We start from the raw sequence: 14,941 nt of genomic DNA on the forward strand, positions 1-14,941 counted from the left end.
GCCGACGCAGGAAAATCTGTGATCGCCGGAGTAGACATTGGGTGGTGATGTGGTTATGGTTTCTCTCGTAGCCGAGATCGAAGAAGCCCGGCAGAGACGAACTGCCGGGCAGCAGTACACGCAGTACGCAGGACGGTGCGGTGGTGGAGTTCCGAAGCCAGAGCGGTCGCAGGACGGCGACGGGGCTGACGACCGCACCGGGTGGCCCGCGGTGATCAGGGGCCGCCACCAGCAGTGACCAGCAGCGAAGCGGTGAGCGGTACCCCGGTGAAGGCGTCGGCTGCGGGCGCGCGCACCGGGAGGGTCGGCAGTGAGGTTCCCGGCCGGAGCAGGAAGGGCGACGGGGCCGGCTGCCGGAGAGTGGCGCTGTCACAGGCCACGAAGCAGTCCGCATCACCAAGGAATACGCAGGAGAGCAGTACCGGCAGTAGGCAAGTGATCCATCCCGAGGGAAGAAACGGAGGAGCCAGGCGCCATCAGGATCGCCCGGGCGGATGTCCGAGCCCGGGTACCGCAGGACATCGATAGTGAGGTGGTCTCCGGTCGAGCAACAGCGATCCCCGCACCCCCGGCAGCGTCTCGGCCGGGTCCGCGGAAACAGAAGGCCGACGCGGTACCGAAGTCGGCAGATGGTGTAGCAGTTCCTTCGGGGCCCTGGCGCCAATGGCGCCAGGGCCCCTCCACGTGTTCCGAGGGAGGTGCGGTGCCCGGCGGACGGCTCGTCCGGTCCGGCCGCGCCCCGGCTCCCGCGGATCGGTGCCCCGGCTCCGGCGGATCGGTGCGACGACACCGGCGTGCACGCGAATGGTGACCGCCCTCCGCGTTCCGGCGCCCGGGGCGGAGCGATAGCTGCGGCCGCGAGGCGAGGAATCGACGCCCCGCGCCAGGAGTGTTCTTGCCCCGGCGAACAGGTTGGAATTACACACCCCATGCCGGTCGCCATGGCGTGTTACGGTCGGCAGTCATTGCCGTCCTGGTTCCCGTGCTTCAAACGTCCTCATCGAGGATTTCAGCCGGGAATATTCTTTGCATTTCCGGTCGTTCCGGAAGGGGCGTCAGCGCGGCGACCCGGAATCCGTGCAGGTCGAATCCCGGTGTGCACAACGCCCCGAGCGAGAGGTGGCACGACGTCCGGCACCATGAAGTGGCTCCGCGCCACAGAGGGCTTCGGCTCCACCGGGCAGGAAGGGGGCGGGACCGACGCGTTCGCCCGCCTCCCGGGCACCGCGACGGCCTGACGCCGACGCGCACCCTGCGGCACGGGCATCCCCGCGGCACGGGGACGGCCACTGCGGGCATTTCCCGCGGCAGGCCCACCGGCGGGAACACCGTCGACCGCGCCCGCACCGGATTCACCGCAGATCAGAATCTCTTCCGCATTTCTTCGGCTCTTTCCAGTGATCCTCGGACTGCTCTCGCGCGGCGGGAATTCCTTGATACGGGCCGCGTCAAGGAAGGTTCCGAATGAACCTCGCACCTCCGCACGGACATTCCTCCCGCAGCCATGTCGACTCGCCCGGTCCGGACGAGGGGAAACCGGCGGGCCCGGACGTCCGACGCAGGAACAACGTCACCGTCACCGGCCGCCAGGACGGGCCGGTGCTCCTGCTGGCGCACGGGTTCGGCTGCGACCAGAACCTGTGGCGCCTGCTGGTCCCCCTGCTGGCCGAGGACTTCCGGTTGGTGCTCTTCGACTACGTGGGCTCCGGCGGCTCGGACCCGTCGGCCTGGAGCGAGCGGCGCTACCACGCGTTGGAGGGCTACGCCGCGGACGTGCTGGACGTCTGCGAGGAACTGGACCTGCGGGACGCGACCTTCGTGGGGCATTCGGTCAGCGCCATGGTCGGTGTCCTCGCGGCGGCCGAGGAGCCCCAGCGGTTCTCCCGTCTGGTGATGGTGGCCCCGTCGCCCCGCTACATCGACGAGGACGGGTACCGGGGCGGGTTCAGCGCGGACGACATCGGTGAGCTGCTGGAGTCGCTGGAGTCGAACTACCTGGGCTGGTCGGCGGCGACGGCCCCGATGATCATGGGGAACGCGGACCGGCCCGAACTCGGCCAGGAACTGACCGCTTCGTTCTGCGCGACCGACCCGGAGATGGCCAGGGTCTTCGCCCGCACGACGTTCCTGTCCGACAGCCGCGAAGACCTCGGGACGGTCACGGTGCCGACACTGGTGCTGGAGTGCGAGCAGGACGTGATAGCCCCCCGCGAGGTCGGCGCCTACGTCAACGCCGCGATCCCGGGCAGCCGCCTGGTCACGTTGGAGGCGACGGGGCACTGCCCGCAACTGAGCGCACCGCAGGCCACCGCGGCGGCGATCACCGACTTCATGGAAGCGGTCCGCTGATGGGCCGCGGCGGTCAGGGCCCGGACGGAGGGCAGGACGTGGAAGACACCAGTGCGGCCTTCGCCGTCCTGCTGGAGGACAGCGTGGAAGAGCTGTACGACCAGGCGCCCTGCGGTTACCTGTCGACGCTGATGGACGGGACGATCGCGAAGATCAACGACACCCTCCTGGGGTGGCTGGGTCTCTCACGGCGGCAGGTGGTGGGCCGGATGAGGTTCGCCGACCTGCTCACCGTGGGCGGCAAGCTCTACCACGAGACGCACTTCGCCCCACTGCTGCAGATGAGCGGTGAGGTCAACGGCATCGCCCTGGACCTCAAAGCCGCCGACGGGCAGCGGATGCCGGTGCTCGTCACCTCGAGGGTGAAGGCCGGCGACGAGTGCGGCCCGATGTTCATCCGCACCACGGTCTTCGACGCCCGTGAACGCCGCGCCTACGAGACGGAACTGCTGCGCGGACGCCGGGAGGCCGAAGAAGCGCGCCGGCAGGCCGAGGCCGACCGCGCACGGCTCCAGGAGGCCCTCGCCGTCCTCCAGCAGAGCCTGCTGCCCGCCGCGCTGCCCACGGTCCCGGGCCTGGAGGCCGACTCCTACTACCACACCGCCTCCCCGGAGCTGATCGGCGGAGACTTCTACGACCTGTTCCCCCTCGGCGGGGACCGGTGGGCGTTCTTCCTCGGCGACGTGTGCGGCAAGGGCCCCCAGGCCGCCGCGGTCACCTCCCTGGCCCGCTACACGCTGCGGGCGGCGGCCCTGCACGACCCGGACCCCGTCACCGTGCTGACCACCCTGAACACCGTGCTGCACGAGCGGTACACCGGCGGCGACCCCCGCTACTGCACCGCCGTCTTCGGCGTCCTGCACCCGGGCGAGGACCACGTCGATGTGCACCTGGCCTCGGGCGGCCACCCCTCCGCACTGATCCAGCGGACCGAGGGCGCCGCGCACTACCTGCCCACCCCCCACGGCATGCTCATCGGCGTCCTGCCCGAGGCGCGGTTCACCTCCGCCCGCACCCGGCTGTTCCCCGGCGACACCCTGCTGCTCTACACCGACGGCCTGACCGAGGCCCGCACCGGACCCGAGCGCGAGCTCTACGGCGAGGACGCCCTGCGTGGCTTCGCCTCCGAACAGTCCGCCGCGGGGCCCCGGGCCCTCGTCGCCGCCCTGGCCGGACTCCTCGCCGGCTTCGGCGACGGACTCGACGACGACACCGCGCTGCTCGCCCTCGGCGTGCCCGCCCCGCCCACCGCCCCCGCCGGTGAAGACGAAAGCCTGACATGAGCCCCCTGACGATCACCGCCCGAGCCGCGGCCACCGGTCCCGTACTGGAGATCACCGGCGACCTCGACCACGCGACGGCGCCCGGACTCCGCCGGGCCGTGAACCGTCTCACCCTGACCGGCGGGCACCTGCTGGTCCTGGACCTGACCGGCCTGGAGTTCTGCGACTCCAGCGGCATCACCGCTTTCCTGGCGGCGCGCAACCTGGCCGTGGAACAGGGCGGCGACATGGCCCTGGCCGCGGTGCCCGCCGACACCGCCCGCATCCTGCGCATCGCCGGCCTGGACCGCGTCTTCACCCTCCACCCCGACACATCGACAGCCCTCGGGCCGACGGCCACCGGGCCCGGATCCACGGCCCGCTGACGACCGGGCCCGCGCCGCCGGGCACCGGACGGACCCGCGGGAGCGGGGCGGCCACCCTCGCGACGTGACGTGCCGACGACCTCGCACCCGTGGTGCGCGGCGCTTCCCGCGCCCGCCGCGGAGCGGCCCGCCCCGCGGGAGTACGGCCCACGGTGCGCCGCTCGGCCCGCCCTCCTCAGCGGGACCGACGAGCGGTGTCCGCCCCCTCGCCGCTCCGGAGCCGCCGTGAGGCTTCCGCGGACCCGGAGGGGTCGCGGCCCGGGCGCCCGACCGCGGGCCGGGCGCCCACCGCGCGCGTGCCGCTCCGTCCGGGCGCGGCCTTTGGACCGGCGGCAGCGGGAGGCGCGGCCCCCGGCCCGGCCGGGGCCCCGGCCACCACACGCGGCCCGGCGACCGGGCCCGCCCGGCGGCGGCGGTGCGCCCGGGCGCGGCCGGTCGCCCGGTACCAGGAGGCGGCCAGCACGACTCCGAGCGCCGCCTCCACCAGATCGCCGCCGTAGTACATGACCTGGGCGCCGGTGTGCAGGTCGGCGGTGGTGAGGACGGCGCCGGGCGGCGGGGACGCGTACAGGGCCTTGGCGAGCACGGCGTGCGCGGCGCCGGCGGCCAGCAGGGTCGCCCCGCGCAGGGGCAGGCCCCGGCGGCGGCGCACCGGGTCGAGCTGGCAGACGGCGAAGGTGAAGAGCAGACCGGCGGCCAGGACGTGCGCGTGCACCACGGCGTGCAGCAGGGGACGGTGCTGGACGGCCGCGAACAGCTCCGTGCGGTACAGCAGCCACAGCCCCCCGACGTCGAGCAGGGCCGCCAGCGGCGGGAAGACCAGCCACCCGGCGGGGCGGGAACGCGCGAGGGACAGCAGGCCCCGCCGGGCCGCGCCGGGCGGCAGGACGCGCAGGACCAGAGTGAGGGGGCGGGCCAGCACGAGCAGCAGGGGAGCCGCCATGCCCAGGAGCAGGTGCTGGACCATGTGGACGGTGAACGGCCCGCCCGGCAGCGGGCCCACCGCCGCCCACGCCACACCGGCGCTCCCCGCGGTGAAGGACGCCCCCCGCCACCGGGACCAGGCGTCCCCGCGGCGCCGCAGACGGCCCGCGGCCGCCGCGTAGGCGACGGCCGCCAGGAGCGCGGCCACCGCGCAGGCCTGCTCCCACGGGCCCGGCAGGCCGGGACCCGCGGCCGGGTGGACGTGCGCGAGGATCACGACGCCGGCCCGGCCGCCCGCCCGAGGCGGGCGGCCCGCACGCCGAGCACCACACCGGTCAGGAGCAGGGCCAGGCCGCCCAGGTTCCACGCCCAGTCGTACGGGGCGAGATCCACGCCGTAGCGGATCTGGTGCAGGCGCAACAGCTTGTGGTCGACGATCCCGTCGAACAGCTGGAAGGCCCCCAGCCCCAGGAAGAGGCCGGCCCACGCGTGGGCCGGGGCCAGGGTGCCGCGGCGGCGGAGATCCGCGTAGAGGAAGAACCCGGCGACCAGCGCCAGCAGCTCGGCCGTGTGCAGCAATCCGTCCGACAGGAGGCCCACGCCGGTGGTGGAGCGGTCGTAGAAGTGGTGCCATCCCAGGACCTGGTGGAAGACGATCTCGTCGGCCGCGGCCATCACCGCCGCCCCGATCACCCCGCACACCACCATCGACCTGCGTGGCTCCGGCCGTGCCCCGGATGCGGGGGACCGGTGGACCGATGCGTTCATGGGGCTGCCTTCCCGGTGCGGACTCCGCCTGGCGACCCGTACGCCTACCCACTCGCGGGGCGGTGAGTCGGCGGGCCGGGGCATCCGGGTGAGCCGCCCGGCGAGCGGGCGGCGCCCCGGCCGGCCGGAGGCTTCGAGGGCCGGGGCCGGGGTACCCGGCGGGGCGTGATCGAGCACGCACCGCGGCGGGACCCCGCCGCGCACCATCACCCGCCGGTACCGCGGGCGCTCCCGCGCCGGACCGGAGGAGGCCGGCGGTGTCGTCCGTGAGGCTGCTGCTGGTCTCCGACACGCACGTACCGCTGCGCGCCAGGCGGCTGCCCTCCGAACTGCTGGACGAGGTGGAGCGGGCCGACGTCGTGGTGCACGCGGGGGACTGGGTCGACGTTGCCACCCTCGACCTGCTGGAGGCGCGCGCACGGCGGCTGATCGGCGTGTTCGGCAACAACGACGGCCCCGGGCTGCGCGAGCGGCTGCCCGAGGTGGCCCGGGCGGAGCTGGGCGGCGTGCGGTTCGGCGTCGTGCACGAGACGGGCCCGGCGCGGGGGCGGGAGGCCCGCTGCGCCCAGCGCTTCCCCGACCTGGACGTCCTGGTTTTCGGGCACAGCCACATCCCCTGGGACACCGTGGCGCCGGGCGGCCCGCGCCTGCTGAACCCGGGGTCGCCGACGGACCGCAGGCGGCAGCCGTACTGCACGTACATGACGCTCGTCGCGGCGGACGGAGTGCCGGGAGAGGTCACCCTGCACCGGCTGCCGAGGCGCTGACCACGCCGGCCGGCGGTCCGCATGGCGGGAGCCGGCGGGGGCGGCCGGCGGGCGGTCAGGCGACGGTCACCGTCGGGCCGCCCGGCGTGATGGTCGCCTCCCGGCCCCGGTCGCAGTGGACGACCCGCTCACCGAGGCCCCGGCGGTCCATCTCCTCGAGGAACGCGCTCAGCGGCGACTTCATCGCCGTGTAGTCGTCGTAGTGCACGGGGAGCACGAAGCGGGGACCGAGGCGCCGGCCGAGTTCCGCCCCCTGCCGGCCGTCCATGGTGACCACGAAACCGCCCGGCAGCCGGGTGCCGCCCAGGTGCAGCACCGCGAGGTCCGTGTCCGGGTAGCGCCTGCCGATCTCCTCCACCCCGTCGAAGAGGAGCGTGTCCCCCGACACGTACACGCGCAGGCGCACCGGCCCGCCCGCCGGGCCGAACTCCAGCATGCTCCCCATGACCGGCGGCAGGAGGCCGCGCAGGGGCCCGACGGCGTGGCGTCCGGGCAGCGCGGTCAGGCGGATCCGGTGGTCCTCCCTGGAGAGGGTATGGTGCTGCCAGTCGCGCAGGCCCCTGACGCGGGGGAAACCCTGGAAGACCCGGAGCCGTCGCGCCGCGTGCGGGGTGGTGAGGACGGGCAGGTCCCGGTCGAGGTTCCTGCGGGCCACCCGGTCCCAGTGGTCCCCGTGCAGGTGCGAGAGGACGATGGCGTCGAGGTCGGCGGGGAGCTGGTCCACGGTGAGGGCGGGATCCTTCAGCCGCCTCGTCAGCAGTCCGTAGCCGAGGTGGGCGTGCTGCCCGCGGTGCAGGAAGTTCGGGTCGGTGAGCAGGGTCAGGGCTCCGTACCGCACGAGCAGGGTGGCGTTGCCGATGAACCTGATGCGCACCGCCGGGTCGGCCGAGGACGCCATCGTGACTCCTTCCCCGTCCGGCGCGCCCCCGCGGCACGCGTCGCGGGCGGCCCCTTCCCGAGGGGCCGCCCCCGCCGGGCGGGCGTGATGGCGTCCGCCCGACGGAGGCCGCGGGGACGGCCGGCGCGGGCCGGTTACGGGAGGGGGGTGCCGCCGGTGGCGTTGACGATCTCGGCGGTGATGTAACTCGCCTGGGGGGAGGCGAGGAAGACGTAGCAGGGGGCCATCTCCGCGGGCTGGGCGGGCCGGCCCAGCGGGGACTGCTTGCCGAACTCGGCCGTGTCGGGCAGGGTCGCGGGAATCAGCGGCGTCCAGACCGGGCCGGGCGCCACCGCGTTGACCCGGATGCCGTCCTGCGCCACCATCTGCGCGAGGCCCTGGGTGAAGGTGACGATCGCGCCCTTGGTCATGGCGTAGTCCAGCAGGTGCGGGCTCGGCTTGTAGGCCTGGACCGAGGCGGAGTTGATGATGCAGCCGCCCTTGGGCATGAAGGGCAGCGACATCTTGGACAGCCAGAACATGCCGTACAGGTTCGTGCGGACCACGCGGTCGAACTGCTCCGTGGAGATGGAGCCGATCCCGTCGGGCTGGGACATCTGGTAGGCGGCGTTGTTGACGAGGATGTCGATGCGCTCGAACTCGGCGACCGCCCGGTCGACGAGCTGCCGGCACTGCTCCTCCTCGCGGATGTCGCAGACGACCGCCACGGCCTTCCGCCCCGCCTCCTCGATCAGCCGTACCGTCTCGCGGGCGTCCTCCTCCTCCGACTCCAGGTGACTGAACAGCACGTCGGCGCCCTCGCGTGCGTAGGCGAGCGCGACGGCCCGCCCGATGCCGGAGTCCCCGCCGGTCACCACGGCCTTGCGGTCGGTGAGGAGGCCGTGCCCCCGGTAGGACTCCTCGCCGTGGTCCGGCGGCGGGTCCATGGGGCCCGTCCAGCCCGGAACCGGCTGATCCTGCTGGGGGAACTCCGGCTGGGGGTGCTCGGTCACGGGGTCGTGGGGGCGCTGTCCGCCGTTCGTCATCTTCTGCCTCCGGTCTCGAAAGGGGAGGATTTACCTGTTCCCGGAACGGAGCGGTCGAATCCACGCGGATCCTCCCGCGCGGATCCGACCGGGGGAGCGGCCCGGCCCCCTACACCGGGTCCGTCCGGCGGTCCCGCCGCGACCGTGCCGCGGCGACGGCGCCGAGGACCGCTCCGGCCGCCAGGACGAGGAGCCCCCTCCACCAGACCTCGCGGTCGATCTGCGTCGCGAGTACGACGCAGGACACGGCCCCGAGGACCGGGACGACGGTCGGCGCCCGGAAGTGCTCCCGGGGGGCCGGGTCGCGGCGCAGCACGAGGAGCGAGGTGTTGACCAGGAAGAAGACCACGAGCAGGAGCAGCACCAGGGTGGAGGCGAGCGTGGACACGTCGCCGGTCGACGCGAGGAGCAGGGAGAGCCCGGTGGTCGTGGCGATGGCCGCCCAGGGCGTGCGCCGGCCGGGCAGCACCTTCGTCAGGAAGCGGGGCAGGAGACCGTCCCGTGCCATGCCGTAGGCCAGCCGGGAGGACATGATGCCCGTCAGCAGGGCCCCGTTCGCGACCGCCACCAGGGCGATGGCGCCGAAGACCTCCGTGGGGACCCCGCCGGCGGCCCGGACGACCTCCAGGAGCGGCCCGCTCGACTCGGCGAGCCTGCCGGTCGGCACGGCCGCCGCGGCGGTCACTCCGACCAGGGCGTACACCGCGCCCGCGGTGACCAGGGCGCCGAAGAGCGCCCTCGGATAGGAGCGCCGGGGATCGAGGGTCTCCTCGGCCACGTTGACGGACGTCTCGAACCCGACGAAGGAGTAGTAGGCGAGCACCGCTCCGCTCAGCAGGGCCGCCACGGGCCCCTCGTGCGAGGTGCCCAGGTCCGTCAGGCGTCCCGGGTCCCCGTCGCCGCGCAGCACGACCCAGGCGCCGAGCCCGATCACCAGCAGCAGTCCGCCGACCTCGACGACCGTGGCGACCACGTTGGCCCGGGTCGACTCGTTGATGCCCCGCGCGTTCAGCAGCGCCAGCGCGGCCAGGAAGACGACCGTCACCAGCACCACGGGCAGGGAGACGAACTCGGACAGGTAGTCGCCGCCGAACCCGCGGGCGAGGGCGGCCACCGACACGATGCCGGCGGCGAGCATGCAGAAACCGGTGAGGAAGCCGGCGAAGGGCCCGTAGGCCAGGACGGCGTAGTGGGACGCGCCGCCCGCGCGCGGGTACTTGGTGACCAGTTCCGCGTAGGAGGCGGCGGTCAGCAGGGCCAGGCACAGCGCGGCCAGCAGGGGAGCCCACACGGCGCCGCCGGACAGGGCGGCGACCTCGCCCACCAGGACGTACACGCCCGCGCCGAGGACGTCGCCGAGGATGAAGAAGTAGAGCAGCCCGGTGGTCAGACCCTTCTTGAGCGGTGTGGAGGAGTCCGGGGCCGGGGGCGCGTCGGGGAGAGCTTTCACGCGGTCCCGTGTACCCGGTGGGGCGTCCGGCAGGCGGCGGGTCCGCCGGATGCTTGCGAGAGTGCATGAGTAAGTCCGCGGGAGCCGGGCACAGGAGGGGCCCGGTGCATCCGACGAGATCTGGAGGACCGATGGCCGTACGACACCGATTGATCGAGCGCTCCGTGGACGAGGTGTGGGCGGTCCTCGCGGACGGCACGCGGTACGGCGACTGGGTGGTGGGCACGTCGGATTCGCGGCCCGACGAGGGCGTGTGGCCGCGGGTCGGTTCCAGCATCACGTACACGATCCGGCTGGGGCGGTGGTCGGTGGCGGGCCACACCGTCGTCCGGCGCTGCGAGGCCCCCGGGGTGCTGGAGCTGGAGGCCGACAGCGGCCGGCTCGGCACCGCCCGGATCGCCCTGACGGTGCGCCCGTGGGGCGAGAACGCCCTGGTGACCATCGACGAGCACCCCCTGCGCGGACCGGCCGGGAAGCTCCACAACACCGTCGTGGACGCGCTGATCCAGCTGCGCCACCGCGGCATGCTCGCCCGGCTGGCGGACACCGTCGAGAAGACCCCCCGGGGCACGCACCAGGCGGTCTGAGGACGCCCCCGCGGGGCCGTCCGGAGTACACGGCCGGGCGACCGCGGCGGGCCGGACCCGCTCGGACCGGCCGAGAACACCAGGAGGCAACGATGCCGGACGCGGTGGTCATCGGCGCGGGACCCAACGGTCTCGTCGCCGCGAACAAGCTCGCCGACGCGGGATGGAGCGTGGAGGTCCTGGAGGCCCAGCCGGAACCCGGCGGCGCGGTCCGCAGCGACCGCGGCGTCCACCCCGACCACGTGAGCGACCTCTTCAGCGCCTTCTACCCCCTCGCCGCCGCCTCCCCGGTCATCGCGGACCTGGACCTCGGCAGGGAGGGCCTCGCCTGGGGCCACGCCCCGAGCGTCCTGGCGCACCCGCTGGCGGACGGCCGGTGCGCCGTCCTCGCCCGCTCGGCCGCCGACACGGCGGCGGGCCTGGACACGTTCGCGGCGGGCGACGGGGACGCCTGGCTCGACCTGTGCACCACGTGGGAGCGCCTGAGCCCGGACGTCCTGCGGTTCCTCTTCACCCCCTTCCCCCCGGTCCGGGCCTCCCTCCGGCTCGCCGCCGGGCTCCGGGCGGCCGGAGGCCTCCGCCTGGCGCGGACCCTGCTGCTGCCCGTCCGCCGCCTGGGGGAGGAGTCCTTCCACGGTGAGGCGGGACGGCTGCTGCTCGCCGGCAGCGCGCTGCACGCGGACCTCGGCCCCGAAGCGGCGGGCAGCGGAGGCTTCGGCTGGCTGATGTGCATGCTCGGACAGGCCTACGGCTTTCCCGTGCCGGTGGGAGGGGCCGGTGCGCTCACGGCGGCCCTGGTGCGCCGGCTGGAGCGGCGCGGCGGCGCGGTCCGCTGCGGGGAACGCGTGACCGAGGTCGTCGTGCGCGGCGGGCGGGCCGTCGGCGTCCGCACCGCCGGGGGCGAGGCCGTGCCGGCGCGCCGCGCCGTGCTCGCCGACGTGTCCGCGCCGGCCCTGTACGGCGAACTGGTCGACGCCCGGCACCTCCCCGGCCGGCTGCTGAAGGACCTGGGCCGGTTCCAGTGGGACTCCGGGACCTTCAAGGTCGACTGGGCGCTGGACGGGCCCGTGCCGTGGACGGCCGGGCAGGCGGCCTCGGCGGGCACGGTCCACCTGGCCGACGGGGTCGACGGTCTCACCCGCTTCGCCGCCCAGCTCGCGACGGGGCAGGTGCCCGACCGGCCCTTCATCCTCTTCGGGCAGATGTCCACCACGGACGCCACCCGCTCGCCGGCCGGCACCGAATCCGCCTGGGCCTACACCCACGTCCCGCAGCGGATCAGGGGCGACGCGGGCGAGGACGGGCTGACCGGGATCTGGGACCGGCGGGAGGAGGAGGCCATGGCCGACCGCATGGAGGACGAGATCGAACGCTGGGCGCCGGGGTTCCGCTCCCGCGTCACCGGCCGGCGCGTCCTCTCGCCGCGCACGCTCGAGTCCATGGACGCCAACCTGCACGAGGGCGCGATCAACGGCGGCACGGCGTCCCTGCACCAGCAGCTGGTGTTCCGGCCCACGCCCGGCACCGGGCGCCCCGAGACGCCGGTGAAGGGCCTGTACCTCGCCTCGGCCTCCGCGCACCCCGGCGGCGGTGTGCACGGCGCCCCCGGCGCCAACGCGGCCGGCGCTGCGCTGAGCGCCCTCGGCCGCCTGCGCTCCGCCCGCCCGCCGTGGACTCCCCGCGCCGGGCGGGGCACCGGCGCACGGCCGTCGCCGTCGTACCGCCGCGGCGGTACGGGTGTTCCCGGCCGGACGGAGTGAGCCGCCCCGTCGGCCCGTCGCCCCGCCCCCCGGCCCTTCGCCCCGCCGCGCCGGCACGCGGGGCGCCCGTGGCTCGCGCGCGGGGAACCGGCCGGACGCGGCACGGCCGGGTGATGCGCCGCCGGTGCCCGCGACCCGTGCCGCCCCGGCGGCTCACCCCCGTCGCCGCATGCCCTCGGCCCCGGCCCGGATCGCCTCGCGGATGCGGACGTAGGTGCCGCAGCGGCAGACGTTGCGGATGCCGTCGAGGTCGGCCTCGGTGATGTCCCGGCCCTCCTCGGTGACCCGGCGCACCAGGGCGACCGCGGCCATGATCTGGCCGGGCTGGCAGTAGCCGCACTGGGACACGTCCTGGTCGATCCACGCCCGCTGCATCGGGTGCAGGTCCGTTTCGGTGCCCGCCGACAGGCCCTCGATCGTGGTCACCTCGTCCGTGGGCCGGAGGTCCCCGACGGGGACCGCGCAGGGGTTGACGGCCCTGCCGTTGAGGTGGCTGGTGCACGCCTTGCAGACGTTGATGCCGCACCCGTACTTGGGGCCGGTGACGCCCAGGACGTCGCGCAGCACCCACAGCAGGCGTTCGTCGTCGGCGACGTCGACGGTGACTTGTTCGCCGTTGAGGCGGAAGGTGTGCTGGGGCACGGGTTCTCCAGGCGGTCAGCGGACGTGGTCGAGGCCGTCGGTGGGCGAGGCGGGCACGGGCGGGACGGTGGGCTTCGGGGTGAAGGAGAGCGTGCCGTGGTTGACGGGGAAGACCGTGGGCATGGTCCCGGTGGCGCGGCCGTACGCGCAGGCGACCGCGGCCATCGACGCGGCCACGCCCAGCTCCCCGGCGCCGCCGGGTCTCCCCGTGGTGTCCGGCATGACGATGACGTCCAGTTCGGGCGGCGTGTTCCACTGCCGGGTGTAGAAGTAGTTGTCCCAGCTCGCCTCGAGGAAGTGCCCGTCGCGCAGGTGCAGGCTGGAGGTCAGGGTCAGGGCGATGCCGTCCATGAGGCAGCCCGTCATCTGCGCCTCCAGGCCGCGCGGGTTGACGGCGAGGCCGACGTCCACGGCCATGACGGCCTTGGTGACGCGGGGGCCGGTCACCCCGTCGCGGACGGGGCGGCCGACGGTCCCGGGCCGGCAGTCGATCTCCACCAGCACCGCGCTGACGGAGTGGTACTCGGAGTGGAACGCGATGCCCTGGGCCGTGCCCGCCGGCATGCTCCGCCCCCAGTTCCCGGCCTCGGCGACCCGGGCCAGTACGGCCCGGTACCGCTCGTCGCGCAGGAAGCCGTGCCGGAAGCGGTAGGGGTCCTTGCCCAGCTTGGCGGCGAGCCGGTCGACGAGGAGTTCCCGGGCGCAGGTGACGTCGGGGGAGTAGACGTTGCGCATGCTGCCGGTGTTGAAGCTCCTGTCGGTCTCGCTCAGGAGCCGGCTGTTGGCGCCGAAGTCGTAGGGCATCGACTGGGAGAGCTGGAAGAACGTCTCCGAGAACCCGATGTCGCCCACCGGCAGTCGCGCGGCCAGCGCGGTGAAGATCTCGCCCAGGCCGTGGCCGAGGTCGGTGGAGACGCTGGTGTGCCGCTGCCGGTAACTCAGGACGGTGTCGCCGAGGTGGGCGATGCGCACCCGGGAGGTGGCCATGGGGTGGACGCGCCCCTGACGGGAGTCGTCGGCGCGGTGCCACATGAGCCTGACCGGTTTGCCGATCTTCCGGGAGATCTCCACGGCTTCCAGCGCGGCGTCGAAGAAGAGCTTGCGGCCGAAGGAGCCGCCGCCCTCGGTGACGTGGACGGTCACCGCGCCGAGCGGCAGGCCGAGCTTGGCGGCGATCGCCTCCTTCGCGACGATCGGCGCCTTCAGGCTCGACCAGACCTCGGCGCGGCCGGGACGCACGTCGGCTATCGCGCAGTTGGGCTCCAGCGCGCTGTTGCCGCGGAAGTGGAAGGTGAACCTGCCCTCCACACTCGGCGTCGGCGGCGGCAGCCCGAGCGGCAGTTCGGCCCTGCGCAGTTCCCCGAGCACGGAGTCGTCGGACTTGCCCTCCGCGCTCCCGGGCCTCCACGCCACCTTCAGGGCGCGCACGGCGTCGACGCACCGGCCGAAGGTGGCCGCGCGCACCGCCACCCCGGTCGACATCACGACGACGTCGGTGACCCCGGGCATGGCGCGGACCTCGGCCAGGTTGGACACCGAACCGACCCTGCCGTTGATCGTCGGCGGGCGGCACACCATGGTCGGCAGGGCGTCCGGGACGTCCAGGTCCATCGTGAACTTCTTGCGCCCGGTCACCGCGGCGAGGGCGTCGACACGGCCGTGCGGCCGGCCGACGACGGTGAACTCGCCGCGGGGCTTGAGCTTCACGGCCACCCGCTCGGTCCGCACGCTCGCGGCCCTCTCGGACAGCGTCCCGATGCCGGCGCTCCGGCCGCCCGGCCCGGTGACCACTCCCGCCCTCAGCGTCAGCCCGGTGACCTCGGTGCCCCACGCGGCCGCCGCCGCCCCGAGCAGCCGGCCCCGGGCGACGGCGGCGGCGACCCGGATCGGGGTGTAGGTGGAGAACGTCGTGTTCGACCCGCCGGTGAGCTGGTTGAACAGCAGCTCCGGTCGCGCGTCGGCCAGGGTGACGCGCACCCGGTCCACGGGCACGTCCAGTTCCTCGGCGATCAGCATGGCGGTCGACGTGGTGATGCCCTGCCCCACCTCGGTCCGGGGCAGGGCGAAGGACACCGTGCCGTCCCTGCCGACCTCGACCGTGATCAGGCCGGAGGTCGGCAGGG

Annotated in this window: 13 protein-coding genes; 6 read left to right on the forward strand and 7 right to left on the reverse strand. The window is 74.2% G+C overall.

Annotated features, from left to right (window positions below; all coding sequences use genetic code 11):
• Positions 1 to 1,464 precede the first annotated feature (1,464 nt).
• From AOK18_RS16025 to AOK18_RS16035, 3 genes are read left to right on the forward strand one after another with little or no spacing between them, the layout of a single operon-like run.
• A complete protein-coding gene (locus AOK18_RS16025) occupies positions 1,465 to 2,349 on the forward strand; it encodes an alpha/beta fold hydrolase (protein ID WP_079039849.1) in 885 nt (294 codons plus the stop codon).
• The gene (locus AOK18_RS16030; RefSeq protein ID WP_055694796.1) at positions 2,349 to 3,632 is read left to right on the forward strand and encodes a PP2C family protein-serine/threonine phosphatase; all 1,284 of its coding nucleotides are present in this window, start codon (positions 2,349 to 2,351) and stop codon (positions 3,630 to 3,632) included. Before AOK18_RS16025 ends, AOK18_RS16030 begins: the two co-directional genes overlap by 1 nt.
• Positions 3,629 to 3,997, forward strand: coding sequence for an STAS domain-containing protein (locus tag AOK18_RS16035; protein WP_055694797.1), 369 nt, complete (start codon positions 3,629 to 3,631; stop codon positions 3,995 to 3,997). Before AOK18_RS16030 ends, AOK18_RS16035 begins: the two co-directional genes overlap by 4 nt.
• Before the next feature lie 175 nt (positions 3,998 to 4,172).
• On the opposite strand, the gene AOK18_RS16040 is transcribed toward AOK18_RS16035, so the two are convergent.
• Entirely contained in the window at positions 4,173 to 5,198 is a 1,026-nt protein-coding gene (locus AOK18_RS16040; RefSeq protein WP_079105037.1) for a cytochrome c oxidase assembly protein, read from the reverse strand.
• A complete protein-coding gene (locus AOK18_RS16045) occupies positions 5,195 to 5,689 on the reverse strand; it encodes a DUF2243 domain-containing protein (RefSeq protein ID WP_055694798.1) in 495 nt (164 codons plus the stop codon). Before AOK18_RS16045 ends, AOK18_RS16040 begins: the two co-directional genes overlap by 4 nt.
• A 266-nt stretch (positions 5,690 to 5,955) precedes the next feature.
• Here AOK18_RS16045 and AOK18_RS16050 point away from each other — a divergent pair, with 266 nt between their 5' ends.
• The gene (locus tag AOK18_RS16050; protein ID WP_055694805.1) at positions 5,956 to 6,456 is read left to right on the forward strand and encodes a metallophosphoesterase family protein; all 501 of its coding nucleotides are present in this window, start codon (positions 5,956 to 5,958) and stop codon (positions 6,454 to 6,456) included.
• Between the two features lie 55 nt (positions 6,457 to 6,511).
• Here AOK18_RS16050 and AOK18_RS16055 read toward each other — a convergent pair whose 3' ends face one another.
• The 3 genes from AOK18_RS16055 to AOK18_RS16065 all read right to left on the reverse strand — a co-directional run bounded on the left by AOK18_RS16055 (position 6,512) and on the right by AOK18_RS16065 (position 9,829).
• On the reverse strand, positions 6,512 to 7,354 hold the full coding sequence (locus AOK18_RS16055; RefSeq protein ID WP_055694799.1) for an MBL fold metallo-hydrolase: 843 nt from the start codon (positions 7,352 to 7,354) through the stop codon (positions 6,512 to 6,514).
• A 134-nt stretch (positions 7,355 to 7,488) separates the two neighbouring features.
• Positions 7,489 to 8,379, reverse strand: coding sequence for an SDR family oxidoreductase (locus tag AOK18_RS16060; protein ID WP_055574669.1), 891 nt, complete (start codon positions 8,377 to 8,379; stop codon positions 7,489 to 7,491).
• Positions 8,380 to 8,488: 109 nt separating this feature from the next.
• Positions 8,489 to 9,829 (reverse strand): APC family permease, encoded by a 1,341-nt coding sequence (locus tag AOK18_RS16065; RefSeq protein WP_055694800.1) that lies wholly within the window; start codon positions 9,827 to 9,829, stop codon positions 8,489 to 8,491.
• Positions 9,830 to 9,960: 131 nt separating this feature from the next.
• Between AOK18_RS16065 and AOK18_RS16070 the strand changes: the two genes are divergently transcribed.
• The gene (locus AOK18_RS16070; protein ID WP_055694801.1) at positions 9,961 to 10,416 is read left to right on the forward strand and encodes an SRPBCC family protein; all 456 of its coding nucleotides are present in this window, start codon (positions 9,961 to 9,963) and stop codon (positions 10,414 to 10,416) included.
• A 92-nt stretch (positions 10,417 to 10,508) separates the two neighbouring features.
• Positions 10,509 to 12,176 (forward strand): phytoene desaturase family protein, encoded by a 1,668-nt coding sequence (locus AOK18_RS16075; RefSeq protein WP_055694802.1) that lies wholly within the window; start codon positions 10,509 to 10,511, stop codon positions 12,174 to 12,176.
• A gap of 153 nt (positions 12,177 to 12,329) precedes the next feature.
• Here AOK18_RS16075 and AOK18_RS16080 read toward each other — a convergent pair whose 3' ends face one another.
• Both AOK18_RS16080 and AOK18_RS16085 read right to left on the reverse strand, forming a co-directional pair.
• Positions 12,330 to 12,818 carry a (2Fe-2S)-binding protein gene (locus tag AOK18_RS16080; RefSeq protein WP_055694803.1) on the reverse strand — a complete coding sequence of 163 codons (489 nt, stop codon included), beginning with the start codon at positions 12,816 to 12,818 and terminating at the stop codon, positions 12,330 to 12,332.
• Positions 12,819 to 12,833: 15 nt separating this feature from the next.
• Positions 12,834 to 14,941 (reverse strand): molybdopterin cofactor-binding domain-containing protein (locus AOK18_RS16085; RefSeq protein ID WP_055694804.1); only part of this gene is annotated, 2,108 nt, incomplete at its 5' end.

This window comes from Streptomyces prasinopilosus (genome assembly GCF_001419695.1).
Taxonomy (GTDB): Bacteria; Actinomycetota; Actinomycetes; order Streptomycetales; family Streptomycetaceae; genus Streptomyces; species Streptomyces prasinopilosus.

Bases quoted from the DNA above. Each gene is read 5' to 3' on its own strand.
- AOK18_RS16035 (WP_055694797.1), top strand. From the start codon at position 3,629: ATGAGCCCCCTGACGATCACCGCCCGAGCCGCGGCCACCGGTCCCGTA.
- AOK18_RS16055 (WP_055694799.1), bottom strand. From the start codon at position 7,354: ATGGCGTCCTCGGCCGACCCGGCGGTGCGCATCAGGTTCATCGGCAAC.
- AOK18_RS16060 (WP_055574669.1), bottom strand. From the start codon at position 8,379: ATGACGAACGGCGGACAGCGCCCCCACGACCCCGTGACCGAGCACCCC.
- AOK18_RS16070 (WP_055694801.1), top strand. From the start codon at position 9,961: ATGGCCGTACGACACCGATTGATCGAGCGCTCCGTGGACGAGGTGTGG.
- AOK18_RS16045 (WP_055694798.1), bottom strand. From the start codon at position 5,689: ATGAACGCATCGGTCCACCGGTCCCCCGCATCCGGGGCACGGCCGGAG.
- AOK18_RS16025 (WP_079039849.1), top strand. From the start codon at position 1,465: ATGAACCTCGCACCTCCGCACGGACATTCCTCCCGCAGCCATGTCGAC.
- AOK18_RS16075 (WP_055694802.1), top strand. From the start codon at position 10,509: ATGCCGGACGCGGTGGTCATCGGCGCGGGACCCAACGGTCTCGTCGCC.
- AOK18_RS16030 (WP_055694796.1), top strand. From the start codon at position 2,349: ATGGGCCGCGGCGGTCAGGGCCCGGACGGAGGGCAGGACGTGGAAGAC.